Origin of the sequence: Streptomyces sp. SID13726 (genome assembly GCF_010548375.1) — a bacterium.
GTDB lineage: Bacteria > Actinomycetota > Actinomycetes > Streptomycetales > Streptomycetaceae > Streptomyces.
In genome coordinates, this window is the sequence record NZ_JAAGLY010000004.1 from 534,549 (window position 1) to 557,133 (window position 22,585).

General features: G+C 70.1%; 21 protein-coding genes. 8 read left to right on the forward strand and 13 right to left on the reverse strand.

Features of this window, described 5'->3' with window-relative positions; translation table 11 throughout:
* Positions 1 to 5: 5 nt before the first annotated feature.
* The gene (locus tag G3I78_RS13695; RefSeq protein ID WP_007383963.1) at positions 6 to 365 is read right to left on the reverse strand and encodes an NADH-quinone oxidoreductase subunit A; all 360 of its coding nucleotides are present in this window, start codon (positions 363 to 365) and stop codon (positions 6 to 8) included.
* 735 nt (positions 366 to 1,100) lie between these two features.
* On the opposite strand from G3I78_RS13695, the gene G3I78_RS13700 reads away from it, so the two are divergent.
* Positions 1,101 to 1,907, forward strand: coding sequence for a C40 family peptidase (locus G3I78_RS13700; protein ID WP_164423935.1), 807 nt, complete (start codon positions 1,101 to 1,103; stop codon positions 1,905 to 1,907).
* Between the two features lie 97 nt (positions 1,908 to 2,004).
* On the opposite strand, the gene G3I78_RS51955 is transcribed toward G3I78_RS13700, so the two are convergent.
* Complete coding sequence (locus G3I78_RS51955) at positions 2,005 to 2,427, reverse strand: hypothetical protein (RefSeq protein ID WP_239157789.1); 423 nt, start codon at positions 2,425 to 2,427, stop codon at positions 2,005 to 2,007.
* 88 nt (positions 2,428 to 2,515) lie between these two features.
* Here G3I78_RS51955 and def point away from each other — a divergent pair, with 88 nt between their 5' ends.
* Complete coding sequence (gene def, locus G3I78_RS13710; protein WP_164423938.1) at positions 2,516 to 3,145, forward strand: peptide deformylase; 630 nt, start codon at positions 2,516 to 2,518, stop codon at positions 3,143 to 3,145.
* Positions 3,146 to 3,267: 122 nt separating this feature from the next.
* Here def and G3I78_RS13715 read toward each other — a convergent pair whose 3' ends face one another.
* Complete coding sequence (locus G3I78_RS13715) at positions 3,268 to 4,554, reverse strand: geranylgeranyl reductase family protein (RefSeq protein ID WP_164423940.1); 1,287 nt, start codon at positions 4,552 to 4,554, stop codon at positions 3,268 to 3,270.
* Between the two features lie 121 nt (positions 4,555 to 4,675).
* Here G3I78_RS13715 and G3I78_RS13720 point away from each other — a divergent pair, with 121 nt between their 5' ends.
* Together G3I78_RS13720 and G3I78_RS13725 are read left to right on the forward strand one after the other, a co-directional pair.
* Positions 4,676 to 5,200 (forward strand): GNAT family N-acetyltransferase, encoded by a 525-nt coding sequence (locus tag G3I78_RS13720; RefSeq protein WP_164423942.1) that lies wholly within the window; start codon positions 4,676 to 4,678, stop codon positions 5,198 to 5,200.
* Positions 5,201 to 5,310: 110 nt separating this feature from the next.
* Positions 5,311 to 5,628 carry a PASTA domain-containing protein gene (locus tag G3I78_RS13725; protein WP_164423945.1) on the forward strand — a complete coding sequence of 106 codons (318 nt, stop codon included), beginning with the start codon at positions 5,311 to 5,313 and terminating at the stop codon, positions 5,626 to 5,628.
* Positions 5,629 to 5,686: 58 nt separating this feature from the next.
* Here G3I78_RS13725 and G3I78_RS13730 read toward each other — a convergent pair whose 3' ends face one another.
* The 4 genes from G3I78_RS13730 to G3I78_RS13745 all read right to left on the reverse strand — a co-directional run bounded on the left by G3I78_RS13730 (position 5,687) and on the right by G3I78_RS13745 (position 10,909).
* Complete coding sequence (locus tag G3I78_RS13730; RefSeq protein WP_164423947.1) at positions 5,687 to 6,382, reverse strand: demethylmenaquinone methyltransferase; 696 nt, start codon at positions 6,380 to 6,382, stop codon at positions 5,687 to 5,689.
* 427 nt (positions 6,383 to 6,809) lie between these two features.
* Entirely contained in the window at positions 6,810 to 8,153 is a 1,344-nt protein-coding gene (locus tag G3I78_RS13735) for an acyltransferase (RefSeq protein ID WP_164423949.1), read from the reverse strand.
* Entirely contained in the window at positions 8,154 to 10,490 is a 2,337-nt protein-coding gene (locus G3I78_RS13740) for a bifunctional polysaccharide deacetylase/glycosyltransferase family 2 protein (RefSeq protein ID WP_164423951.1), read from the reverse strand.
* Between the two features lie 17 nt (positions 10,491 to 10,507).
* The gene (locus G3I78_RS13745; RefSeq protein WP_164423953.1) at positions 10,508 to 10,909 is read right to left on the reverse strand and encodes a hypothetical protein; all 402 of its coding nucleotides are present in this window, start codon (positions 10,907 to 10,909) and stop codon (positions 10,508 to 10,510) included.
* 202 nt (positions 10,910 to 11,111) lie between these two features.
* On the opposite strand from G3I78_RS13745, the gene G3I78_RS13750 reads away from it, so the two are divergent.
* A complete protein-coding gene (locus tag G3I78_RS13750) occupies positions 11,112 to 12,146 on the forward strand; it encodes a chitinase (RefSeq protein WP_164423955.1) in 1,035 nt (344 codons plus the stop codon).
* 66 nt (positions 12,147 to 12,212) lie between these two features.
* Here the strand turns inward: G3I78_RS13750 and G3I78_RS13755 are convergent, their stop codons facing one another.
* The 5 genes from G3I78_RS13755 to G3I78_RS13775 all read right to left on the reverse strand — a co-directional run bounded on the left by G3I78_RS13755 (position 12,213) and on the right by G3I78_RS13775 (position 17,453).
* Positions 12,213 to 12,752 carry a hypothetical protein gene (locus tag G3I78_RS13755; protein ID WP_164423957.1) on the reverse strand — a complete coding sequence of 180 codons (540 nt, stop codon included), beginning with the start codon at positions 12,750 to 12,752 and terminating at the stop codon, positions 12,213 to 12,215.
* A 7-nt stretch (positions 12,753 to 12,759) separates the two neighbouring features.
* Positions 12,760 to 13,959, reverse strand: coding sequence for a cyclic dehypoxanthinyl futalosine synthase (mqnC, locus tag G3I78_RS13760; RefSeq protein WP_164423959.1), 1,200 nt, complete (start codon positions 13,957 to 13,959; stop codon positions 12,760 to 12,762).
* A 71-nt stretch (positions 13,960 to 14,030) separates the two neighbouring features.
* A complete protein-coding gene (locus G3I78_RS13765; RefSeq protein ID WP_164423961.1) occupies positions 14,031 to 14,831 on the reverse strand; it encodes an A24 family peptidase in 801 nt (266 codons plus the stop codon).
* Positions 14,828 to 16,573, reverse strand: a complete 1,746-nt coding sequence (locus G3I78_RS13770; protein ID WP_164423963.1) for a serine/threonine-protein kinase — start codon at positions 16,571 to 16,573, stop codon at positions 14,828 to 14,830. Before G3I78_RS13770 ends, G3I78_RS13765 begins: the two co-directional genes overlap by 4 nt.
* A 31-nt stretch (positions 16,574 to 16,604) precedes the next feature.
* On the reverse strand, positions 16,605 to 17,453 hold the full coding sequence (locus G3I78_RS13775) for a menaquinone biosynthesis protein (RefSeq protein WP_164423965.1): 849 nt from the start codon (positions 17,451 to 17,453) through the stop codon (positions 16,605 to 16,607).
* A 284-nt stretch (positions 17,454 to 17,737) separates the two neighbouring features.
* Between G3I78_RS13775 and G3I78_RS13780 the strand changes: the two genes are divergently transcribed.
* Together G3I78_RS13780 and G3I78_RS13785 are read left to right on the forward strand one after the other, a co-directional pair.
* On the forward strand, positions 17,738 to 17,941 hold the full coding sequence (locus G3I78_RS13780; protein ID WP_003992177.1) for a cold-shock protein: 204 nt from the start codon (positions 17,738 to 17,740) through the stop codon (positions 17,939 to 17,941).
* A gap of 163 nt (positions 17,942 to 18,104) precedes the next feature.
* Positions 18,105 to 18,743 (forward strand): class I SAM-dependent methyltransferase, encoded by a 639-nt coding sequence (locus G3I78_RS13785; RefSeq protein ID WP_164423967.1) that lies wholly within the window; start codon positions 18,105 to 18,107, stop codon positions 18,741 to 18,743.
* Between the two features lie 52 nt (positions 18,744 to 18,795).
* Here G3I78_RS13785 and kstD read toward each other — a convergent pair whose 3' ends face one another.
* The gene (kstD, locus tag G3I78_RS13790; protein ID WP_164423969.1) at positions 18,796 to 20,526 is read right to left on the reverse strand and encodes a 3-oxosteroid 1-dehydrogenase; all 1,731 of its coding nucleotides are present in this window, start codon (positions 20,524 to 20,526) and stop codon (positions 18,796 to 18,798) included.
* A 317-nt stretch (positions 20,527 to 20,843) separates the two neighbouring features.
* Between kstD and G3I78_RS13795 the strand changes: the two genes are divergently transcribed.
* Positions 20,844 to 22,439 carry a peptide-N4-asparagine amidase gene (locus G3I78_RS13795; protein ID WP_164423971.1) on the forward strand — a complete coding sequence of 532 codons (1,596 nt, stop codon included), beginning with the start codon at positions 20,844 to 20,846 and terminating at the stop codon, positions 22,437 to 22,439.
* Positions 22,440 to 22,585: the final 146 nt, after the last annotated feature.

The window sequence follows — 22,585 nt, forward strand, 5'->3', positions numbered from 1 at the left end:
GCCCCTCAGTCCCATTCCAGGCCGCCGCGCCGCCATACGTACGCGTACGCGACGAAGACGGTGAGCACGAAGAGCAGCATCTCCACGAGCCCGAAAACACCCAGGGCGTCGAAGGTGACGGCCCAGGGGTAGAGGAAGACGATCTCGATGTCGAAGACGATGAAGAGCATCGCCGTCAGGTAGTACTTGATGGGGAAGCGCCCGCCGCCGGCCGGCGTGGGGGTCGGCTCGATGCCGCACTCGTAGGCTTCGAGCTTGGCCCGGTTGTACCGCTTCGGACCGATCAGCGTGGCCATGACCACGGAGAAGATCGCAAAGCCTGCCCCGAGGGCTCCCAGTACGAGGATGGGCGCATAGGCGTTCACCGCTCCTCGCTCCTCTCAGTCGGCACTGACTGCTGGCGATGGCATCGGACTTCCCACCCGACTCATACGTCCCGCCGACCTCCGTCCGTCCTGACGAAGATCGCGAACATGTGAAGCAGGTCACAAGCCCAACTGACCCGCATCTTATGCCCGCCGGTCTGTGATCTGCGACACGGGGTATTGCACAAGCTTTGTGATCTCCACCACCTGACGAAGGATCATGAAGTCGGATCAGCGGTGATCTTCACACGAGAAGCGCCCGAGTGATCACCAGAGGTGACATTTCCGCTAGTCGACGCAGGTCGGAAGAGGCGTCTCAATATCAAGAGGCTTCCTCTGCATGCAAATTGGCGCTGGACGCGACGGCTTGGTAGTGGCCCGCATTCACACATCAGAGGGAGGCGCGAGGACGGATGTGGACGCGTGCACACATTCACGAGCGCGGAGCGCGTCAGGACGCAGCCACCCCCGTAACCGTTGCGTGACCTCCGCCACATCCATGAGAGGTCCATAAGAAGGGGGCTTGGCCATCGGCCTCAACCGGTGGTAGATGCGGGGCAATCCGGGCGTAACAGCGAAACCCCATGATCACAGGCTTGATCACCTGCGTCCGCAATGTCCGTTACGGCGTCAATAAAGAGCGGCACACCGGAGATTCGGGCCGGCGATTGAACAACTGTGGCGCAGCACACGTTTCTTGAAGGTATGGAGGAGCCCCTGATACCAGTTGGTCTCATGTCCCACACCGCTCACATACGCAGCCACCGGAAACCCCGCCGCAGCGCGACGACTTCGATCGCCGTGCGTGCCGGAGTCGCCGGTGGCGTGCTCAGCATGGCAGCGGCGGGCGCGTCGGCATCGGCGTTCGCCGCCGAGTCGACGACGCAGACCCTCGAACTGCCCACCCTGTCGGCCGACCTGGGCAGCCAGGTCGCCGAGACCGCCGACGCGATGCAGCAGGCCGCCGCCAACTACCAGCTGGTGGCCGAGCGTGACGCGGCCGCAGCGAAGGCCGCCCAGCAGGCCAAGGCGGACCTCGCCGAGGCCAAGAAGAAGGCTGAGGCCAAGAAGAAGGCCGAGGAGGCACGCCGGGCCGCCGCGGAGGAAGCCGCCTCCCGCAGCTCCGAGCGCTCCACGCTGTCCGCTTCCGCGAGCGCCAGTGTCTCCACCGGCTCGTCCACGGCCACCGGTTCGGCGGCCGCCGTCATCGCCTTCGTGAAGGCGCAGATCGGCGACTCCTACATCTCCGGCGGCACGGGCCCCAACTCGTGGGACTGCTCCGGGCTCGTCCAGGCCGCGTTCGCCCAGATCAACGTCGACCTGCCGCGCGTCTCCCAGTCGCAGTCGACGGCCGGCACCCAGGTCTCGCTGAGCAACCTCCAGCCGGGCGACATCCTGTACTGGGGCAGCGCGGGCAGCGCGTACCACGTGGCGGTGTACGTCGGCGACGGCATGTTCGTCGGTGCGCAGAACCCCTCGACGGGTGTCGCCGAGAAGCCGCTCTCCTACGACCCGCCGACCGGCGCGGTGCGGGTGCTCTAAAGCAGGTGCTCTGAGAGCAGGTTCTCTGAGAGCAGCACAGGACAAGAACACAACTCGGTAGGGCCGCAGCCGCTCGGGGGCAGCGGCCCTTCCGGGTTCACCCGTCTCCGGCGGCCGGTACGGCTCCCGCACCCGGCACCGCTGTGTGCGCCGAGGGGCGGTTGTGGAGCGTGCCCGTGGGACGGACGTGGAACTGCTCCCGATTGCGCGGCTCAGGGCCGCCCAGGCCCGTCAGCGCCGGGTCCATGAACCAGCCGAGGCGGCCCTCGTCCCGCAGGGCCGCCTTCCCGGAGTCGTCGGGATGCCTGGCTTGTCCCGTTCCGGTGTCGTCGTAGAGCCCCGGCGGTGCCCAACGCGACCGCCGCTCCCCCGACCCACGGCTCCCGGCCCCCGGCCCCCGGCCCCCGGCCCCCGGCTCCCGGCCCCCGGCCCCCGGCCCGCAGCGCACGGCCCCCGCCAGGAATCCTCTGCGAGTGTGGCCGGTCCGCTTCTGGGGCTGTTGGATGTGTTCTGTTGTCATGGGCGACGGAGGGTGGGGAGGGACTCCGGAGAACGGAATCCCGCTGCCCGACCGCCCACAGCATCCTCACAGCGCAGAAGGGATCACCATGCCCAGTGTGTTCGTACAAGGCAGGCCCACCGACACGTATCCGCGGCTCGCGCCGGAGGCCCGGCGCGGGCGGGTGCGGCGGATCACCGAGGTCGGCGAGGAGGTGCTGCACAAGCCGTGCCGGGACGTGACCGAGTTCGGGCCCGACCTCGCCGCGCTCATCGACGACATGTTCCTGACGATGTACATCGCGGAAGGAGCGGGCCTCGCGGCCAACCAGGTCGACGTCGGACTGCGGCTGTTCGTCTATGACTGCCCGGACGACGACGGGGTCCGGCATGTCGGGCACATCGCCAACCCGGTCCTCGAACAGCTCGACCCGGCCGGGCGCAGGCTGCTCGACGACAACGAGGGGTGTCTGTCGGTGCCGGGCGCCGTCATGGACGTACCGCGTCCGGCCCGGGCGGTGGTGCGCGGGTTCGACAAGGACGGGGAGCCGCTCGTCATCGAGGGCACCGGGTACTTCGCGCGGTGCCTGGCGCACGAGACCGACCATGTGAACGGGCACGTGTATCTCGACCGGCTGTCCAAGAAGGAGCGTCGGGACGCGCTCCGGCAGGTGGCGGACCGGCGGGACGAGGTGTTCGCCCGCCGGGCCGCCAACGTCGAGGCGCTGAGCGCCGGTTAGTCGCCGTCAGCGCCTGAGGGAGTGGACCAGCGCCCACACCGACACCGCGACGAGGATGACGAAGAGCGGTAACGCGACCCCTGCGTCCATCTCTCCAACATGCCTCCGCGACGGGCCCCGCGTCACGCCTTCGGCGCCACCTTGCTCAGCCCGTTGATGATCCGGTCCATCGCGTCGCCGCCCGTGGGGTCGGTGAGGTTGGCGAGCATCTTCAGGGTGAACTTCATGAGCAGCGGGTGGGTCAGACCGCGCTGGGCCGCGATCTTCATGACCTTCGGGTTGCCGATGAGCTTCACGAAGGCGCGGCCCAGCGTGTAGTAGCCGCCGTAGGTGTCCTTCAGGACGCGCGGGTAGCGCTGGAGCGCCAGTTCGCGGCTCGCGGGCGTCGGGCGGGCGTGGGCCTGGACGATGACGTCGGCGGCGATCTGGCCGGACTCCATGGCGTAGGCGATGCCCTCGCCGTTGAAGGGGTTCACCAGGCCGCCGGCGTCGCCGACAAGGAGCAGGCCCTTGGTGTAGTGGGGCTGGCGGTTGAAGGCCATGGGGAGGGCGGCGCCGCGGATCGGGCCGGTCATGTTCTCCGGCGTGTAGCCCCACTCCTCCGGCATGGAGGCGCACCAGGCCTTCAGGACCTCGCGCCAGTCCAGCTCCTTGAAGGAGTCGGAGGTGTTGAGGACGCCGAGGCCGACGTTCGAGGTGCCGTCGCCCATGCCGAAGATCCAGCCGTAGCCGGGCAGCAGCCGGTCCTCGCCGGGGCCGCGGCGGTCCCACAGCTCCAGCCAGGACTCCAGGTAGTCGTCCTCGTGCCGGGGGCTCTCGAAGTACGTCCGTACGGCGACGCCCATCGGGCGGTCCTCGCGGCGGTGCAGGCCCATCGCGAGGGAGAGCCGGGTGGAGTTGCCGTCGGCGGCGACCACGAGCGGGGCGTGGAAGGTGACTTCGCGCTTCTCGTCACCGAGTTTGGCGTGGACACCCGTGATCCGGCCCGTGCGGTCGTCGACGATCGGGGCGCCGACGTTGCAGCGCTCGTACAGCCGGGCCCCGGCCTTCTGGGCCTGGCGGGCGAGCTGCTCGTCGAAGTCGTCGCGCTTGCGGACGAGGCCGTAGTCGGGGAAGGAGGCGAGATCCGGCCAGTCCAGCTGGAGGCGGACACCGCCGCCGATGATCCTGAGGCCCTTGTTGCGCAGCCAGCCGGCCTCTTCGGAGATGTCGATGCCCATGGCCACGAGCTGTTTGGTGGCACGCGGGGTGAGGCCGTCCCCGCAGACCTTCTCGCGCGGGAACTCGGTCTTCTCCAGGAGCAGTACGTCGAGTCCGGCCTTGGCGAGGTAGTACGCGGTCGTGGAGCCGGCCGGCCCCGCGCCGACGACGATGACATCGGCGGTGTTTTCGGAGAGCGGCTCAGTCACGACGGGATCTCCCCAGGTTCGGAATCAGGTGCGGAGGCAAGTCCGGAATCTGTGTGCCGACCGGCACTGGACATGGGCAGTCTATTCAGCAGAATTGATCACCCGGCTGAAGGGCTGCCCAGTGAACCGAGCTCTGCCCGTAGTACGGCTGCGCGTCCCCACCGACGAGGACGCCGTCGCCTGGCACCGGATCTTCGACGACCCGGACGTCATGGAGTTCCACGGCGGCCGGTCCGCGGAGCTGTACGTCTACGAGGAGCTCACCGCGCGCCAGCGCCGGCACGACGCCGAGCTGGGCTACTGCCTGTGGACCATGGTCGACGAGAACGGCCAGGTCATCGGGTTCACCGGCGCCCAGCCGTGGCCTCGGGACTGGGGGCCGACGGGTGAGATCGAGATCGGCTGGCGGCTCGGGCGGGCGTACTGGGGCCAGGGGTACGCGACCGTGGCCGCGCGGATGACCCTGGAGCGGCTCACGGCGGCCGGTGTCACCGACGTGGTCGCGATGGTCAGACCCGGAAACGAACGGTCGATCGCGGTCACCGAGCGGCTCGGAATGAAGCTCGCCGAGAGGTTCCCGCACCCGCGGTTCTCCGAGGACGCCCTCTGCTTCCGGCTGACCCTGCCCCCAAGTCACGCACAGTAGCCGACTGTTGCAGAAAGATACCCGGCACTTCCGGCCGCCGGGGAGCCGGAGTTACCCTGCCAGTACCGCTGGGGGTGACATCTGTGCGCATAACACCCAAGACGCCCGAAGTGCGCGTACCGCGTCTGGTCGGACTCATGGCCATGGACGCGCGCGAGACGGCCCAGGCGCAGGGCCTGTTCATCAACGCGCCGGATCGGAAGGACTTCCACCTGGCCGTCGTCGACTATGTCGTACGCCAGTACCCGCAGGCCGGCGCGGAGGTGCCGCGGGACTCGGTGGTGTACGTCTGGTTCGACCTCGGCCCCGGTGAGGGCGGCGGCGGAATCCGCGAACCCCGCATGCCGAAGCCTCCGCGCGGTGGACTCCAGCGCGAGCTGGACGAGCCGGGTGATCCCTATGTGGTCCGCTGCGTGACGGGACTCTGACGCTCAACGCTGAGCCGGGCCGGGCCGGGCCGGGCCGGGCCTGGTCAGGTCAGGCCGCTCAGATCTCCTTGACGCCCCGGTGCAGCGCCACGATCCCGCCCGTCAGGTTGCGCCAGGCCACCTTCGACCAGCCCGCCTTCTGGAGGCGTTCGGCGAGGGCCGGCTGGTTGGGCCAGGCGCGGATGGACTCGGCGAGGTAGACGTACGCGTCGGGGTTGGAGGAGACCGCGCGGGCGACCGGCGGGAGGGCGCGCATCAGGTACTCGGTGTAGACCGTGCGGAAGGGTGTCCAGGTCGGGTGCGAGAACTCGCAGATCACGACCCGCCCGCCGGGCCTGGTCACCCGGTACATCTCGCGCAGCGCGCTGTCCGTGTCCTGGACGTTGCGCAGGCCGAAGGAGATGGTGACGGCGTCGAAGGTGTCGTCCTTGAAGGGCAGCTTCGTCGCGTCGCCCGCGGTGAAGGGCAGCCAGGAGTGGTTCCGCTTGCCGACCTTCAGCATGCCGAGTGAGAAGTCGCAGGGCACGACGTAGGCGCCGGTGCGGGCGAAGGGCAGCGAGGACGTGGCCGTGCCCGCCGCGAGGTCCAGAATCTTCTGGGCCGGGCGGGCGTCGACGGCCCTGGCCACCTCCTTGCGCCACACCCGGTCCTGGCCGAGCGACAGCACGTCGTTCGTCAGGTCGTACCGTTCCGCCACGTCGTCGAACATCGAGGCGACTTCGTGCGGCTGCTTGTTCAGGGAGGCGCGGGTCACCCACCCATTCTTGCAGCCGCCCTCCCGAGCCGGGCCGAGGCCCTCACAGAGCGGACCGCCACCACCGGACACCGGGCGACCATCCTGCACACCGGCTGCCACCGACGCACGGCCAGCGAGCACCCTCAGGCGCGCCGGGCCACCGCCCCCACACGCACCCAGCCGCCGTCCCGCCCACAGCCAGCCGACACCCCGACGCAACAGGCAACCGTCCCTCACACACCGGACCGCCGCCCCGGCACACCCGGCCGCCGCCCTCACAAGCACCCGCCCTCCCGCACGCAGCCAGCCGACACCCCCAACACAACAGGCAACCCTCCCCCAACCCACCAGCCACCGCCCTCACACAGCCAGCGAGCACCCTCACGCACCCGGCCGCCACCCGGCACACGCCCCGCCGCCGCCCTCACACACCCCACCGCCCAGCTCACGCAGCAGACCGGCGGCCTCCCGGCAGCAGCTGTGGCTTCTTCTTGCCGGCCACGTCCTCCACCCACCCGCACGCCAGGACGAACACCGCGATCAGCACCCAGCCGATGGCGAACATGAACCACTGGCTGTCCAGGGGCAGCCACTTCTCGAAGGCGGGTACGTTCCAGAACTGGTCGATCAGTGGGACGGCGAGGATCAGGGCGATCTCGTGCCACAGGTAGATCGTCACCGCGCGGGAGTTGAAGATCGTGACGACCCGGTCGGTGCGCCGGAAGCGGGTCAGCCAGGCGAAGTCGATCCGGAAGTACGCCTTGGCCCACATCAGCAGCATCACGTACCCGGCGGACCAGAAAGCCTGGGCGAGGGGGATGTCGTCGAGGTCGTACGAGCCGGTCTCGGCCTGGTGCGTGAACGCCCACCAGCCGCCGAACCCGATCGCGGCGAGCGAGAGCAGCACCACGGCCGCCGGCATCAGGCGCTCCAGGACCTTGTCCCGGTGGGCGAACCCGAGGATCCAGCAGAACAGGAAGGTCGCGAGGTCGGTCAGCGCGCTGCCGAAGCGGTTGTCCGGCGGCTCCCAGAGGAAGTGGAAGACCACGATCGGGGCAAGGGAAAGCAGCAGCACCGGCACGGGGGCCAGCCGGAACACCTTCAGCAGGACCGGGGAGAGCAGCACGAACCACAGGTAGGTCCGCAGGTACCAGAGGATCTCCCAGGCCTGGACCGCCCACTGGTTGCCCGGCGGATCGCCGAGCGGCACGATCCAGAACACGATCTGCCAGCCCGGCATCCAGTCGTGGACCAGCATCGCGAGCACCACGAAGACGCCCCAGAACCAGAACGGCGGCAGCAGGCGCCGCATCCGGCTCTTGACGACCTTGAACGCCGGCCGCTCCAGGGACTTCGCCATCAGCGTGCCGGCCAGGCCGAACATGATGCCCATGGAGGGGAAGACCATGCCGGCCCAGGCCCACCCGAAGGTGTGATAGGTCACGACCCGGATCAGGGCGACGGCCCGCAGGGTGTCGAAGTAGCGGTCCCGGCCCGGGGGCCGAGGCGGAGGCTTCTCCTCCTCCGCCTCGGCGTCAGCGGGGGCCTCGAGAACCGGTGGCTCCGGCTCCGGCTCCGGCTCCACCACCGGCAACGGGGACGTCGCGTACGGCGCGCTCTGCTCGGGGTACCCCTGATCGACGTACTCCTGCGAATACGGCTGCTGCGGGTACGACTGCTGCGGATACCCCGAGTACCCGTACTCCTGGCCATATCCCTGGCCATACCCCCGGCCGTACCCTTGCTCGCCAGAACCCTGCCGGCCAGGCCCCTGCTGCTCCCAGCTCATCTAGCTCACTCCCGCCGGCGTCCCGACCTCGCCGGTCCGCTTCAGCTTCTGCCAGCGCAGTCGGCCGCCGGTGAGGGCGGTGATGCAGGAGTGGATGAGGACGAGGTACATCATCTGGCGGTAGGCCAGCTGCTGGAGCGGCATCATCAGCAGATAGCGGTACTTCTCCTTGTCCAGCTTGAAGGCGTACGCCGCGCACACCAGCTGGATGGCCAGCACCGCGAGCCACGCGTACAGCGCCGCCTGGAAGTCGACGAAGATCATCGAGTAGGCGGTGAACACGTCGATCAGCGGGGCGAAGACCGGCGTGACGATCTGGAAGATCACCACCAGGGGCATGCCGACCCGGCCGAAGCGGCCCGAAGGACCCTTGTCCGTGAGGGACTTGCGGTGCTTCCACAGCGCCTGCATGGTGCCGTACGACCACCGGTAGCGCTGGGACCAGAGCTGCTTCAGGGAGCCCGGCGCCTCGGTCCACGCGCGTGCGTGCTCCTGGTAGACGACCCGCCAGCCCGCGCGGTGCATCGCGATGGTGATGTCGGTGTCCTCGGCGAGGGTGTCCTCGCTCATCCCGCCGACCTGGAGGACCGCCTCGCGGCGGAAGGCGCCGATCGCACCCGGGATGGTGGGCATGCAGCGCAGCAGGTCGTACATCCGGCGGTCGAGGTTGAAGCCCATCACGTACTCGATGTGCTGCCAGGCCCCGATGACCGTGTTGCGGTTGCCGACCTTGGCGTTGCCGGCGACCGCGCCGACCTCCTCGTTCGCGAAGGGCTGCACCAGCTGCCGTACGGTGTCCGGCTCGAAGACGGTGTCGCCGTCCATCATCACGACGATGTCGTAACTGGCGCTGCGGACACCGTTGTTGAGGGCGGCCGGCTTGCCCGCGTTCTCCTGGCGGATGACCCGGACGTTGGTCATGCCGAGCTTCTCCGCCGCGGCCCGGGCGATCTCGGAGGTGCCGTCCGAGGAGCCGTCGTCGACGACGATCACCTCGATCGGGTGGGTGCTCTTCGCCAGCGACTCCAGGGTGTTGGCGATGCACTCCTTCTCGTTGTACGCCGGGACGATCACGCTCACCGGCCGGGTGACCGTGGGCCCCCAGCTGAAGCGGCGCTTATTGCGCTGCCGGTAGTGGCGGCGGGCGAGGATCAGCATCATCCCGAACCGGCCCATGACGGCCACGCCCACGATCACCAGCCCCACCGACAGGGCGGGCACGGTCCACTCCGCGACGGCGACGGCGGCGATGAGCGCCTTGCCCTCGTAGAGGGTCGTGCCGGTGGCCTCGCGGTGGGCCGCCTGGAGCCGCTCGGCGGTACTCCGGCCCTCGGTCGCGCCACCGGGCTGCTGCCCACCGGCCTCACCGACTCCACCGGACTCACCGACTCCACCGGCCCCGCCGCCCCCGGCCGGACCGCTCGCGTCCGCCTGCTGCCCCGCCGGTTCACCGGTGTTCTGCGCCGCCAGGACACCGCTGATGGTGGTGAAGGTGTAGCCCTTCGCCTTCATCTTCTCGATGTACTTCGGCAGCGCCGCGATCGTCTCCTCACGGTCGCCACCGGCGTCGTGCATCAGCACGGAGGCGCCCGAAGTCCCGGACGGCGTGGCCCACTTGACGATCTTCGAGACGCCCGGCTTCTTCCAGTCGTCGCTGTCGGTGTCGACGAAGACGCTGGTGTAGCCCTCCTCACCGAGCTTCTTGTAGACCGGCCAGCTGTAGTTGTCGATCGCGTCCGTCTCCGAGGAGTACGGCGCCCGGAACAGCGTGGTGGTGATGCCGGCCGCGCCCGCGAGGGCGAGCTGGGTCTGGGTCATCTCGCGCCGGACGCGGGCGTCGCTCTGGTAGGAGAGGTCGACGTGGGTGAAGGTGTGGATGCCCACCTCGTTGCCGTCCTCGACCATGTCCTTCACGATCGACGGGTACCGCGAGACCATCGAGCCCACGACGAAGAAGGTGGCCGGGACGTCGTACTTCTTCAGGATCTCCAGGACCTGGGGGGTGTACGTCGGGTTCGGGCCGTCGTCGAAGGTGAGCGCGATCGTCTTGGACGGTACGGAGGTCGTGGTGGCCTGGCCGCCGCGGAAGCTGATGATCGGCCCGCCGTTGAGGATCTTGTCGGGGACCTTGCTGGAGCTGGCGCCGTCGCGCACCCGCTCGTCGCCGCCGACCTCGGCGCGCAGATAGCCGTCGAGCAGCATCACGCTGGTCAGGCCGAGCAGGAGCAGCATGGCGAGGATGACCCGCGGTTTCTGCAACGCCGCGGCCTTGCCCGCCGCCCGCTCCATGCGGGTGGGGGCACGCCGACGGCCGCGGGAGGGCGTCGTCGTGGTCATGTGGTGGGCCGTTCCGGTCAGTTGGAGGCCGCGGAGGCGGTCGCGGTCGGGGCGGCGCTCGGCGGAGCGCCCGTGGCGGTGCCCGTGGGCGGAGTGCCGGTGGGCCGGGACGGCGGGGTGCCGATACCGCCCTGCGGCTGGGCGCCGCCGGGGCCGGACTGGGAGGTTCCGCGCGGGCCGCCGTTGCCGAAGGGGAGCAGCGTCGTGCTGGAGACGCCGATGCCCATGAAGGCGAGGCCCAGCACGACGGCGTACCCGAGGGACAGGACGCCGAGGAGAAGGCCGATCCGGCGCAGCATCTTGGAGCGGCGTCCGGAGTTGTCGACGAACACGGGGCCGTCGGCGGAGTCGCCATGACCGCGTTTTCGGCGGCGACCGCGTACCTCTGTGGGGTTCTCGCAAGCAGGCTCGGATTGCATTCCCGAGACGTTAGGCAGTCTTTATGTGTCCACATCTGAGCTTCATGTGATGCGCATATGAGAAACGTCTTAACCTGTCTGTTTCCTGAGAGGTTCCCGGAAATCCTGCGCAACGCTGTGGAAGGGACACAGAGTTGAGAGCTCTCGCCTCAGACGGGTGTGAGACATTCGCTCTCCGAATCACGAGAGCGGGTGTGTGCCCATGCGGAGTCCCCTGAAACCGATGGCCGGGGTCGGTTGTCTGTTGGCCCTGTTCACGGCCGGGTGCTCGTCCCCGGAACCGAAACAGAGCAGCGGGTCCCCGACAGCGTCGCCGTCCCCGTCGGCCACCGCCTCGGCCTCCCCGTCGACGTCGGCCGTCACCGGCTACGCGCCCTACGTCAGCGCGACCGAGGCGTCCGACAACGACTCCGCGGGGTCTCCGTCGGTGTACAACCTCGCCTTCGTGATCGCCGACGGGAGCGACTGCACGCCCTCCTGGAACGGCACCTCGGCGGTCGGCGACTCCTCCGTCAAGTCCCGGATCAGCGCGCTGAAGACGGACGGGGCACAGGTGCGGGTCTCCTTCGGCGGGGCGTCCGGGAAGGAGCTGGCGGAGACGTGCTCCACGGCGGCGAAGCTGGCGGCGGCGTACGGGGCCGCCCTCGACGCGGCCGGTTCCTCCCTAGCCGACTTCGACATCGAGGGGGACGCGCTGACCGACTCCGACTCGGTGGACCTGCGCTCCGAGGCGATCGCGCTCCTCCAGAAGGAACGGAGCGATCTCGCCGTCTCGTTCACGCTGCCCGTGATGCCGTCCGGGCTCGACGACGACAGCGTGGCGCTGCTGGAGTCCGCCAACGACAACTCCGTCCAGGTGTCGACCGTCAACATCATGACGATGAACTACGGGGAGTCGTACGACGGGGACATGGGGGATTACGCGATCACTTCGGCGAAGGCGGCGCAGGCGCAGTTGAAGTCGGTCTTCGGTACGTCCGACTCCACTGCGTGGCGGGCCATCGCGCTCACCTCGATGATCGGGACGAATGATGTGGACGGGGAGACGTTCACGTTGTCCGATGCGGCTCAGGTGCGGGAGTTTGCTGAGTCGAAGGAGGTGGCCTGGGTGTCCATGTGGTCCACGTTTCGGGATCAGCAGTGTGAGTCGGGGGATTCTGAGGGGGATGACGCTTTGACCAACTGCAGTGGGGTTTCTCAGGCTGCGGGGGCGTTTGGGGAGGCTTTGGCCGGTTGAGTTTTGGGTGCGGGGCGGTGGGGGCTTGTCGCGCAGTTCCCCGCGCCCCTAAAAGCCTAAAAGCCTCTACCTGCGCCTGTGTAGCAAGCGGCCCTTGATCACCGTTGCCACGCATTCCGTTGCGGCGAAGATCGCGAAAGTCGCGTCCTCGCCGGGGAGCAACACCGACTCCATGGGCCCCTGCTCGATGCTCAGGCCCGACCTGTGCACCGCGTCGATCACCGTGGGGCGCTGGAGTGGGCCGACCACTGCCACCGTGCCCTGTGCCAGCAGGCGTTGCACGCCCCGTCTCGCGCTCGCGCCCCACCGGGTGTCCGTCATGGCGAGGGCCGACAGGGACTCGCCCGTGAGGGGTTCGGTGCCCAGGTCCTCGCGGGGGTCCGGGTGGTAGGACCGCTCCAGGAACTCCGGGCCGTGCGGGTGGAGCAGGCCCGGGGTGAGGGCTCCCGGCCAGCGGCGGACCCTTGCGGAGGGATGCGCGGCCGCCAGGTCGTCGTACACCTCTACGGCCGTGATCCGGTGTCCCTCGACCAGGACCGCCCCGCCGGGCAGCGAAGGGCTCTCGCCGCCCGGGACCAGGACGTCGGCGGTGTGGATCGTCAGCAAGGCGGGCCTAGTTGGACGCCAGGATCTTCAGCTCGGGGTGTGCCGTGCCGCCCTCGATCGCCGTCGAGGAGATGTGGGACTGGACGCGGGCGTCGACCGGGTCGTTCGCCGGGTCGTCGTGGACCACCAGGTGCTCGTACGTCGTCGCGCGCTGGGCCGGGACACGCCCCGCCGTGCGGATCATGTCGATCATTTCCTGGAGGTTGGAGCGGTGCTTGGCGCCGGCCGCCGAGACGACGTTCTCCTCCAGCATGACCGAGCCGAGGTCGTCCGCGCCGTAGTGCAGGGTGAGCTGGCCCGCGTCCTGGCCGGTGGTGAGCCAGGAGCCCTGGATGTGGGCGATGTTGTCCATGAAGAGCCGGGAGATCGCGATCATCCGCAGGTACTCGAAGATCGTGGCCTGGGTGCGGCCCTTCAGGTGGTTGTTCATCGGCTGGTACAGGTACGGGATGAAGGCGCGGAAGCCGCCGGTGCGGTCCTGTACGTCACGGATCATGCGCAGGTGCTCGATGCGCTCGGCGTTGGTCTCGCCGGTGCCCATCAGCATGGTGGAGGTGGACTCCACGCCGAGGTTGTGCGCGGTCTCCATGATCTCCAGCCAGCGCTCGCCGGACTCCTTGAGCGGCGCGATGGCCTTGCGGGGGCGCTCGGGGAGCAGCTCGGCGCCGGCGCCCGCGAAGGAGTCGAGTCCGGCGGCGTTGATGCGCTGGATGGCTTCCTCGACGCTCACCTTGGAGATCCTGGCCATGTGCTCGACCTCGGAGGCGCCGAGGGAGTGGATGACCAGCTGCGGGAACTCCTTCTTGATGGCGGCGAAGTGCTTCTCGTAGTACTCCACGCCGTAGTCCGGGTGGTGGCCGCCCTGGAACATGATCTGGGTGCCGCCGAGTTCGACGGTCTCCGCGCAGCGGCGCAGGATGTCGTCCAGGTCGCGGGTCCAGCCCTTGTCCTTGGCGGTCGGCGGGGCGTAGAACGCGCAGAACTTGCACGCCGTCACGCAGACGTTCGTGTAGTTGATGTTCCGCTCGATGATGTACGTCGCGATGTGCTCGGTGCCCGCGTACCGCTTGCGGCGCGCGGCGTCCGCGGCGGAGCCCAGCGCGTGCAGCGGGGCGCCGCGGTAGAGGTCGAGCGCCTCCTCCGGAGTGATGCGCCCGCCCTCGGCGGCACGGTCGAGGACGGACTGAAGGTCGGCCTTCTCGCTCACCGGGGCGTGCCTTTCGTCAAGGATTCGGACGGTCCCGGCCAGCCTACGCCAGCGCACCGACAAGCCCGACGTCAGGCCGTGTACGCCCCGATCAGCAGCCCCGCGTACGCCCCCGCGATCAGGAACGGCCCGAACGGGATCGCCGTCTTGCGCCCCGCCTTCCCGAGCAGGACGAGGACCCCGCCGTAGAGCGCGCCGAGCAGGAACCCGGCGCACGTCCCCAGCAGCACGGTGTCCCAGCCGTACCACCCGAGCACCGCGCCCGCCCCGAGCGCCAGCTTCACATCGCCGAAGCCCATGCCGCCGGGGTTGATCAGCCACAGCAGGTAGTAGGCGACGCCCAGCGCGAGGGCGCCCAGGGCGGCGCGCGGCCAGTCCCCGGCGTGCTCGGGCACGAAGGCGACCGCTCCGAGCAGGGCCGGCGCGGCCACCGCGAAGGGGATGGTCAGCGGGTCGGGCAGCCGTCGTACCCGCAGGTCGACGACCGCGAGCAGGACACCCACGGGGGCGAGGAGCAGCCAGACCGCGAGCTCCGGGCGGGTGCCGGTGGCGGCGGCCAGGGCGGCGCAGACGAGGGCGGTGACGGTGGGGAGAAGGGGGCCGCCGGGACCGTACGGCTTCCCCTTCGCCTTCGTCCTTCCCGTTGCCACGGCCGTCCCTCTTCTTGTTGCTACGACCGTCCCCGCGTCCTGCGTCGGAACGCACCGGCCGCAGCGCGCCCGGCCGAGCCAGCCGTGCAGGGTGTGGCCGTCGGGGCAGGCCGCGCGCCACGGTTCTGCGGACGGGACCGAGAAGCGGTAGGCCGCGCGGGGCAGCAGGGCGCCCGCCGCCGCTCCCCACAGCGCGGCCACGGCGACGAGCGGCCAGGTCACCGGCCGACCTTCGACATCCGTGCCTCGGGGTATCCCTCGGCCTCGCTCTCCGAGGTGTACTTCAGGTCGTCGCCGACGGCGGTGAGGCGGACCGTGTGGGCGGTGGGGTTGCAGCCGGGGTGGTTGTCCTTGGCGCCGACGGCGGTGGTGACGAGTTCCGTGCTCGTGACCTGCTTCAGCGTGAGGACGTCGGTGCAGACGGCCCCGATCGCGTCGGTCTGCTTCAGCCGGCCCAGCTCCTCGCCCACGGACGCCTTCTCGACGGTGATCCGGAAGGTCCCCATCGGCAGGCTCCCGCCGAGACCGCTGCCCTGTCCCTCCCAGGTGCCGAGGTAGCGGGCGGGAACCTCGGACGGCCCGCCCGCCGCGTCGCTGGACTGGGCGGCGGAAGGGGAGGTGGCAGAGGGGGCGGAGGGCGCGGACGGCGAGGGGGTGGCGGCCGGGGCCGAGGACCGGGCGTCGGAGCCGGAACTCGCCGTGTCCTTCTTGCCCTGCCCCGGCAGCAGGTCGAACCCGAACACCGACCCCAAGGTCACCGCGGCCAGCGCCCCCGCGACCGCGAGCGCGACGGTGCAGCTCAGGCGACGGCCACGGCCGTCGCCGTTCGGCGTGGAGGTGGCGGCGACGGAGACGGAGAGCTTGCCGGGACCGGACCCCGGGCCCGGACCGGGCGGTCGATCGGACGGCACCACGGTCTCCTGCGGCACCGCGTCCCGCGGCTCGGGCACACCCGGCACAGCCCCCGGCATCACCGGCGGCGGCCCAAAGACGCCACCCGTGCCGCCCGTACCGCCCGTCCCGACCGAAGGACTGCTGAACCCCACCACCCCCGACGGCCGCTCCCCCACCGCCTCTAGATTCAGCAGCTGTACGGCGCTCCGCCCCACCTGCTCGACCAGCGCACCCGGCAGCCACCCCGCCGCCACCAACCGCGCCGCCCCCTCGGGAGCCAGCCGTCGGGCCACCTCGCCCGGAGCCGGTCTCTCCTGCGCCGACTTGGACAGGCATGCCGCCACCAGGTCCCGCAGGTCGCCGCCGAGCGAGCCGAGTTCGGGCTCCTCGTGCACGACCTTGTAGAGGAGGGAGGCCGAGGAGTCCCCGGGGAAGGGCGGCACCCCGGTCGCCGCGAACGCCAGTACCGCGCCCAGGGAGAAGACGTCCGCCGCGCCCGAGACGCCCCTGCTCAGGATCTGCTCGGGGGACATGTAGCCGGGCGAGCCGATGGAGACGCCGGTGGAGGTCAGGGAGGCGGTGCCGTCGGTGGCGCGGGCGATGCCGAAGTCGATGAGGAGGGGGCCGTCGACGGTGAGCAGGACGTTGGAGGGCTTCACGTCCCGGTGGACCAGCCCCAGTTCGTGCACGGCGGCGAGCGCCTCGGCGAGCCCCGCCCCCAGCACCCGTACGGAGTGCTCGGGCAGCGGCCCCCCGTCCGCGACCGCCGTGGCCAGCGAGGGCCCCGCCGCGTACCCCGTGGCGACCCACGGCACCGCCGCCTCCGGGTCCGCGTCGAGCACCGGCGCGGTCCACGCCCCGCCGACCCTGCGCGCCGCGTCGACCTCGCGCCGGAATCGGGCACGGAACTCCTCGTCGAGCGCGAAGTGCGGGTGCACGATCTTCACGGCGACCGTACGGCCCCCGGCGCTGCGGCCGAGGTAGACCCGGCCCATGCCACCGGCCCCCAGCCGGCCGAGCAGCCGGTAGGGGCCCACGGTGGTGGGTTCGTCGACTCCCAGCGGCTGCATACCGGCCTCCCCCATAAGGTTCTGATGCAGGTTAGGGCTGAAGCAGTTCCACCTTCACGTCCCCGGGGAAACCCGTCGTGGGGCCGACCCGGCGGGCGAACTCCGTGACCGCCGCGAGCTGCGGGCCTCCGAAGCGGAAGTCGAGGGTCGTGAAGTACTTCTCCAGGACCTGCTCGTCGAAGGCCTCCCAGCGGGCCGCCTGCTCCGCGACCTTGCCGACCTCCTCCAAAGAGAGGTTGCGGGAGGCCAGGAACGCCTCGTGGACCTTGCGGGTGATGGCCGGCTCGCGTTCGAGGTAGTCCCGGCGGGCCGCCCACACCGCGAAGACGAACGGCAGCCCGGTCCACTCCTTCCAGAGCGAGCCGAGATCGTGCACCTGGAGGCCGTAGCGCGGGCCGTCGAGGAGGTTCGCGCGCAGCGCCGCGTCCCCGATGAGTACGGCCGCCTCGGCCTCCTGCATCATCAGGCTGAGGTCGGGCGGGCACGTGTAGTAATCGGGCCGGACGCCGTAGCGCTCGGCGAGGAGGAGCTGGGCGAGGCGTACGGAGGTGCGCGAGGTCGACCCGAGGGCCACCCTGGCGCCGTCCAGCTCGTCCAGCGGGACCTGCGAGACGATGACGCAGGACATGACCGGGCCGTCGCAGCCGACGGCGATGTCGGGGAAGGCGACCAGGTCGTCCGCGTTCTTGAGGAACTCGACCAGGGTGATGGGCCCGATGTCGAGGTCTCCCTGCACCAGCTTCTCGCTGAGCTTCTCCGGGGTGTCCTTGGTGAGCTCGAAGTCGAGGAGCGTGCCCGTCCTCGCGAGCCCCCAGTACAGGGGCAGGCAGTTCAGGAACTGGATGTGGCCGACGCGCGGCCGGGTGCGAGAATTGTCCACATCGCGACAGTAGCCCCCTTGGGGTACGCTTCGGACTTCGCCCCCGATGTCAACCGCTCCACGATCTTCAAACATCCGGGTGACGTGATCTTGGCCTCTATTGCTTTCGGCTGCCCGCGTGCTAGGCTCGCCGCAAGTTGCAGTTTGGTTTCCCTTGCAGTACAGAGCCTGCGGAGCATGTAACCGCGGGCTCTAGTCGTTTTCAGACGTATGCAGTTGTGCGGCACTGTTTTCACACTTGCAGGTTCTGGAGCAGGGCAACCCTTTGGGCCCAAGGAGGGCTTATGGCTACCGGAACCGTGAAGTGGTTCAACGCCGAAAAGGGCTTTGGCTTCATCGCCCAGGAAGGTGGCGGCCCGGACGTCTTCGTCCACTACTCCGCCATCAACGCGAGCGGCTTCCGCTCGCTGGAGGAGAACCAGCAGGTCTCCTTCGACGTGACCCAGGGTCCGAAGGGCCCGCAGGCGGAGAACGTCACCCCCGTCTGAGCGATGCCGTCTCCGAGGCGATCCTGCCTCTGATCCGGACCTGAAAGCAGTACCCAAGGAGCCCCGTGCCGCTCGTCGGCAACGGGGCTCCTGCCTTTTTGCCGGACGGCTCCCGCCGGTGACGGACGGGGCCTGTCACTGGTGGCCGCTAGGGTCCCCCGCCATGACCGACACCGACTTCGTGACCGCCACCCGCACCTTCTACGACACCGTCGCCGAGGACTACGCCGTCCAGTTCCGCGACGCGCTGGACGAGTACCCGCTGGACCGGGCCGTGATCGCCGGGTTCGCCGACCTCGTGGGCAGCGAGGGGACCGTGGCCGACCTGGGGTGCGGGCCCGGGCGGATCACGGGACACCTCGCCTCCCTCGGGCTGTCCGTCTTCGGGGTCGACCTCTCGGAGTCGATGCTGGCCATCGCCCGGCGGGAGAACCCCGGGCTGCGGTTCGAGCGGGGCTCGATGCTGGAACTGGATCTTCCCGACGGGTCGCTCGCGGGTGCCCTGTCCTGGTACTCCTCCATCCACACCCCTGTGGACGAGCTGCCCCGCCTCTTCGCCGAGCTGCACCGCGTCCTCGCGCCGGGCGGCCACCTGCTCGTCGGCTTCCAGGCCGGCGACGAGGACCGGCACCACGACGGCCCCTGGGGGCACCCCGTGGCGCTGACCTTCCGCAGGCGGCAGCCGGAGCAGATCGCCGGGCTGCTCCGGGCGGCCGGGTTCGCACCCATCTCACGGACAGTGCGCGAACCGGACCGCGGGGAGGTGTCGCAGCAGGCGGCGCTGATCGTCCGGCGGGACTAGAGCCCGTGCCGCCCTGATCCGGCGGACCAGAACCTGTCCGCCGGATCAGGGCCTAGAGCACCCCCGCGATGTCCCGTGCCGCGACATACCCGAACGTCATCGCCGGGCCGATCGTCGAGCCGGCGCCCGCGTAGCTGTGGCCCATGACGGCCGCGCTGGCGTTCCCGGCGGCGTACAGGCCGGGGACGACCGTGCCGTCGGGGCGCAGGACGCGGGCGCGGGCGTCGGTGACCAGGCCGCCCTTGGTGCCGAGGTCTCCGGGGACGATCCGGAAGGCGTAGTACGGGGGCAGCCACAGGGGCGCGAGGCAGGAGTCGGGGAGGACCGCGGGGTCCGTGTAGTAGTGGTCGTAGGCGCTGTCGCCGCGTCCGAAGTCCGGGTCGTCGCCCTTCAGCGCGAGGGAGTTGAAGCGGTCCACGGTGGAGCGGAGCGCGGCGGCCGGGACGCCGATGGACCCGGCGAGGGCGTCGAGCGACCAGGCCTTGTGGGCGGCGCCCGAGCTGTACCAGTCGGCGGGCAGGACGAAGGTCGGCGCGACGTCCTTGAAGAGGTACCGGTTGCGGTAGTTCTGGTCGACGATCAGCCAGGACGGGATGTCGGGGTCGGTGGGGTTGCGCTCGTACATGGTGTGGACGACGTCGCTGTAGGGGGCGGCCTCGTTGACGAAGCGGCGGCCGGCCGCGTTGACGATCAGCCCGCCGGGCAGGGTGCGTTCGGCGAGGCAGAAGTACGGGTCGTCGGGGAGCGGGATGGCCGGGCCCCACCAGGCGTCCTCCATCAACGCCAGTCCGGCGCCGACCCGTTGGCCCGCCCGGATGCCGTCCCCGGTGTTCTCCTTCGCGCCGACGGTCCACTCCGTGCCGATGGGCTGCTGCTGGTACTGGGCCCGCATCGCCGCGTTGTGCTCGAAGCCGCCGGAGCCGACGATCACGCCCCGGCGGGCGCGGTAGAGGCCGCCCGGGGTCACCGCTCCGACGACGGCGCCGTTCTCGACGTGCAGATCGGTGAGCGGGGTGCTGAGCCGGACGGGCACGCCCGCGTCCAGAAGTCCCTTGCGCAGCCCGGCCGCCAGCGACTGGCCCATGGTCAGCGGGGTCTGCCCGAGTACGGCGGCCCGCGTGCCCCGCGCCAGGCACTCGGCGGCGACGGCGGCGCCCTTGAGGCTCACGGCGGCCAGGGCGAGCCACTTGTAGTCGGCGCTGAACACGACGAGCCCTGCGGGGACTTCGAGGTACGGCGGGTTCAGGTGGGCGAGTTCGGCGCCGAGGATCTTGCCGTCGAGCTGGTCGGGCTCGATGGAGCGGCCGTTCGGGAGCCCGCCCGTCAACTCCGGGTAGTAGTCGCTGTATCCCTCCATCCACCGGAACCGCAGCGGGCTGTTGGCCATGACGAAGGAGATCATCGCGGGGCCGTGCGCGAGGAAGGCCTGCTGCCGGGCCGCGGGCACGTCGGGCCCTACGACGGCGGCGAGATAAGCGGCGGCCTTGGCGGGCGTGTCCGGCACACCGGCGGCGAGGATCACGGGGTTGTTGGGGATCCAGATCCCGGCCCCGGACCGGGCGGCGGACCCCCCGAACGTGGGCGCCTTCTCCAGCACGACGGTGCTGAGTCCCTGCTTCGCGGCGGTGAGCGCGGCGGTCATTCCGGCGGCCCCGGAACCGATGACGACGACGTCGTACGTCCCGAGAACCGGCAAGTCGGCGGCGCTCACCCCTTGTTGGACCCCGGTGGCAACGGCCAGCCCGGCTCCGCCGGCCAGCAGACGTCTTCGGGTCACACTCATTCTCGGCCCCCTGCGGTTGGTATGGACGAAGGGTCCGGAACGTCCTGCGGGGGTCTTGAGAAGTCAAGGGGTGTGAAGGACGTCGAGGGCGTCCTGCCAGGCGAGTCGGAGGGCGGGGCGGGCGTCCCAGCGGGCGAGCTGGGCCCTCGTGTGGTGGGTCGGCACCCGCCCGAGAGAGCGTCCGCCGTCCCGAAACCCACCTTGATCACCTGGACGGCGACGGTCCCGCCTCTGGAGGTCATCGAACCTACCGGAATTGGTCAAGACCTCTTCTGGCCCTCTGGCCCCTTGAGGCGTACGCGGGTTCACTGCGCCGCATGAGAAGACCTCGCCCTTCCCGACGGCGCGCCGCCGCCCTCCTCACGGCCGTACTCGCCTCACTCGCCCTCGCCGCGGGCTCGGCATCGGCCGGTACCCCCGTGCCCGTCGAGTTCGGCACCGACTACCACGACCCCGTCACCGCCGCCCCGCCGATCAGCACCCCGCACACCAGATCGTGCCAAGTCACCGTCGCCGAGGCTCGGTTCAAGGACTTCACGCCCTATACGGGGACCTACACACCTCCGACCGGATGCGGGACACCCGGGCGGTGGTCCAAGGTCGTGCTGCGGATGGACGGCAGCGTGAAGGGGCGGCAGTACGACCGGCTCGGATATCTGGACATCGGCGGGGTGCAGGTCTTCAGGACGTCGACGCCGGAGCCCTCGCAGGACGGCATCGACTGGTCCGTCGAGAAGGACGTCACCGAGTACGAGAAGACGCTGAGCGGCACACGATCCGTCGACATGCTCATTGGCAACGTTATCAACGACACCTACACGGGCATCCTCGACGTCAAGGTGACGCTCACCTTCTACGCGCCGGAGCACGGCCGCACCGCGGGCGCTCCCGACCAGGTCATCCCGCTCAGTGACGGCGACGGCGTCACCGTCGGCGCCTCCCTCACCACCCCGCGCAACTCCGAGCGCATCCTCGCCGAGGTGTACGCCACCGGGTCGGGCGGCGGCTGCGAGGAGTTCTGGTACTCGGCCACGACCCCGAAGGCGTCGTACTCCTGCCAGGGCGGGGACGACGGGCCGTACCGCGAGGTGCAGGTGAGCGTGGACGGGAAGGTCGCCGGGATCGCCTCGCCCTACCCGAACGTGTGGACCGGCGGCTGGTCGCCCTATCTGTGGTCGGTGATCCCCTCCCCGACCGCCTTCGACGTGCGGCCGCTGACCTTTGACCTGACGCCGTTCGCCGGGCTCCTCAACGACGGCAGGGCGCACACCGTGGACGTGAAGGTGGTCGGGGTGCCGGCCGGGCAGACCGGGTGGAGCGCGCCGACCAACGTCCTGGTGTGGCAGGACGCGCACAGGTCGGTGGTGAAGGGGGCCGTCACGTCGTACGAGAAGAGCGATCCGGCCGTGAGCAACAGCTTCACCGACGGCTCGCTGCGGCATCTGGTCACCGGCGGCAAGGACCGGCTCAAGGTCAGCGGCTGGCTCGACACCTCGCACGGCCGGATCAGCACGACCGTGGAGCGCACCGTCACCACGAGGATCGACCACCGGTGGACGCCCGACGAGAACACCGACGATCAGACGGGCGCCTGGACCGACCACCAAGTCGTCGTCCGTAACGGGCACTTGTCCCGGACAGACCGCGACTACGCCCTGGACGGCCGCGCCACCATCGACAGCGCGAACCGTCTGCGGGTCGTCATGTCCGTCTCCGACCGGGCCCGGCTCGACGCCACCCGCATCGACGACACGTACCACGGCGACGCCGCCTTCACCCTGGGCGTGGCCCGCGAGGAACGGCACGCGGTGGCCACGACAGGTGAGCGGTACCGGCTGAGCGCGCCCGGCGAGCACTACGACCACACGCTCGCGACCGAGCAGGGGGTGCTGACGAAGGACATCCTGCGCTGAGGCCGGTACCCGGTGGCGGCGGCACCGCGGCGGGCACCTGCGGCCCGCGGTGCCGCGTCCGGGGTGCCGCGTCCGGGGTGGCGCGTCCGGGGTGGCGCGTCCGGGGACCGTCGTTCATCGTCGGCCTCCGGCCGTGAAGGGCACCG

What these genes read in the sequence shown, in the direction of transcription:
- G3I78_RS13735 (WP_164423949.1), bottom strand. Translation starts at nt 8,153, where the DNA reads ATGAGCTGGGAGCAGCAGGGGCCTGGCCGGCAGGGTTCTGGCGAGCAA.
- G3I78_RS51955 (WP_239157789.1), bottom strand. Translation starts at nt 2,427, where the DNA reads ATGACAACAGAACACATCCAACAGCCCCAGAAGCGGACCGGCCACACT.
- kstD (WP_164423969.1), bottom strand. Translation starts at nt 20,526, where the DNA reads ATGAGTGTGACCCGAAGACGTCTGCTGGCCGGCGGAGCCGGGCTGGCC.
- G3I78_RS13745 (WP_164423953.1), bottom strand. Translation starts at nt 10,909, where the DNA reads ATGCAATCCGAGCCTGCTTGCGAGAACCCCACAGAGGTACGCGGTCGC.
- def (WP_164423938.1), top strand. Translation starts at nt 2,516, where the DNA reads ATGCCCAGTGTGTTCGTACAAGGCAGGCCCACCGACACGTATCCGCGG.
- G3I78_RS13700 (WP_164423935.1), top strand. Translation starts at nt 1,101, where the DNA reads ATGTCCCACACCGCTCACATACGCAGCCACCGGAAACCCCGCCGCAGC.
- G3I78_RS13780 (WP_003992177.1), top strand. Translation starts at nt 17,738, where the DNA reads ATGGCTACCGGAACCGTGAAGTGGTTCAACGCCGAAAAGGGCTTTGGC.
- G3I78_RS13740 (WP_164423951.1), bottom strand. Translation starts at nt 10,490, where the DNA reads ATGACCACGACGACGCCCTCCCGCGGCCGTCGGCGTGCCCCCACCCGC.
- G3I78_RS13770 (WP_164423963.1), bottom strand. Translation starts at nt 16,573, where the DNA reads ATGCAGCCGCTGGGAGTCGACGAACCCACCACCGTGGGCCCCTACCGG.
- G3I78_RS13785 (WP_164423967.1), top strand. Translation starts at nt 18,105, where the DNA reads ATGACCGACACCGACTTCGTGACCGCCACCCGCACCTTCTACGACACC.
- G3I78_RS13795 (WP_164423971.1), top strand. Translation starts at nt 20,844, where the DNA reads ATGAGAAGACCTCGCCCTTCCCGACGGCGCGCCGCCGCCCTCCTCACG.
- G3I78_RS13750 (WP_164423955.1), top strand. Translation starts at nt 11,112, where the DNA reads ATGCGGAGTCCCCTGAAACCGATGGCCGGGGTCGGTTGTCTGTTGGCC.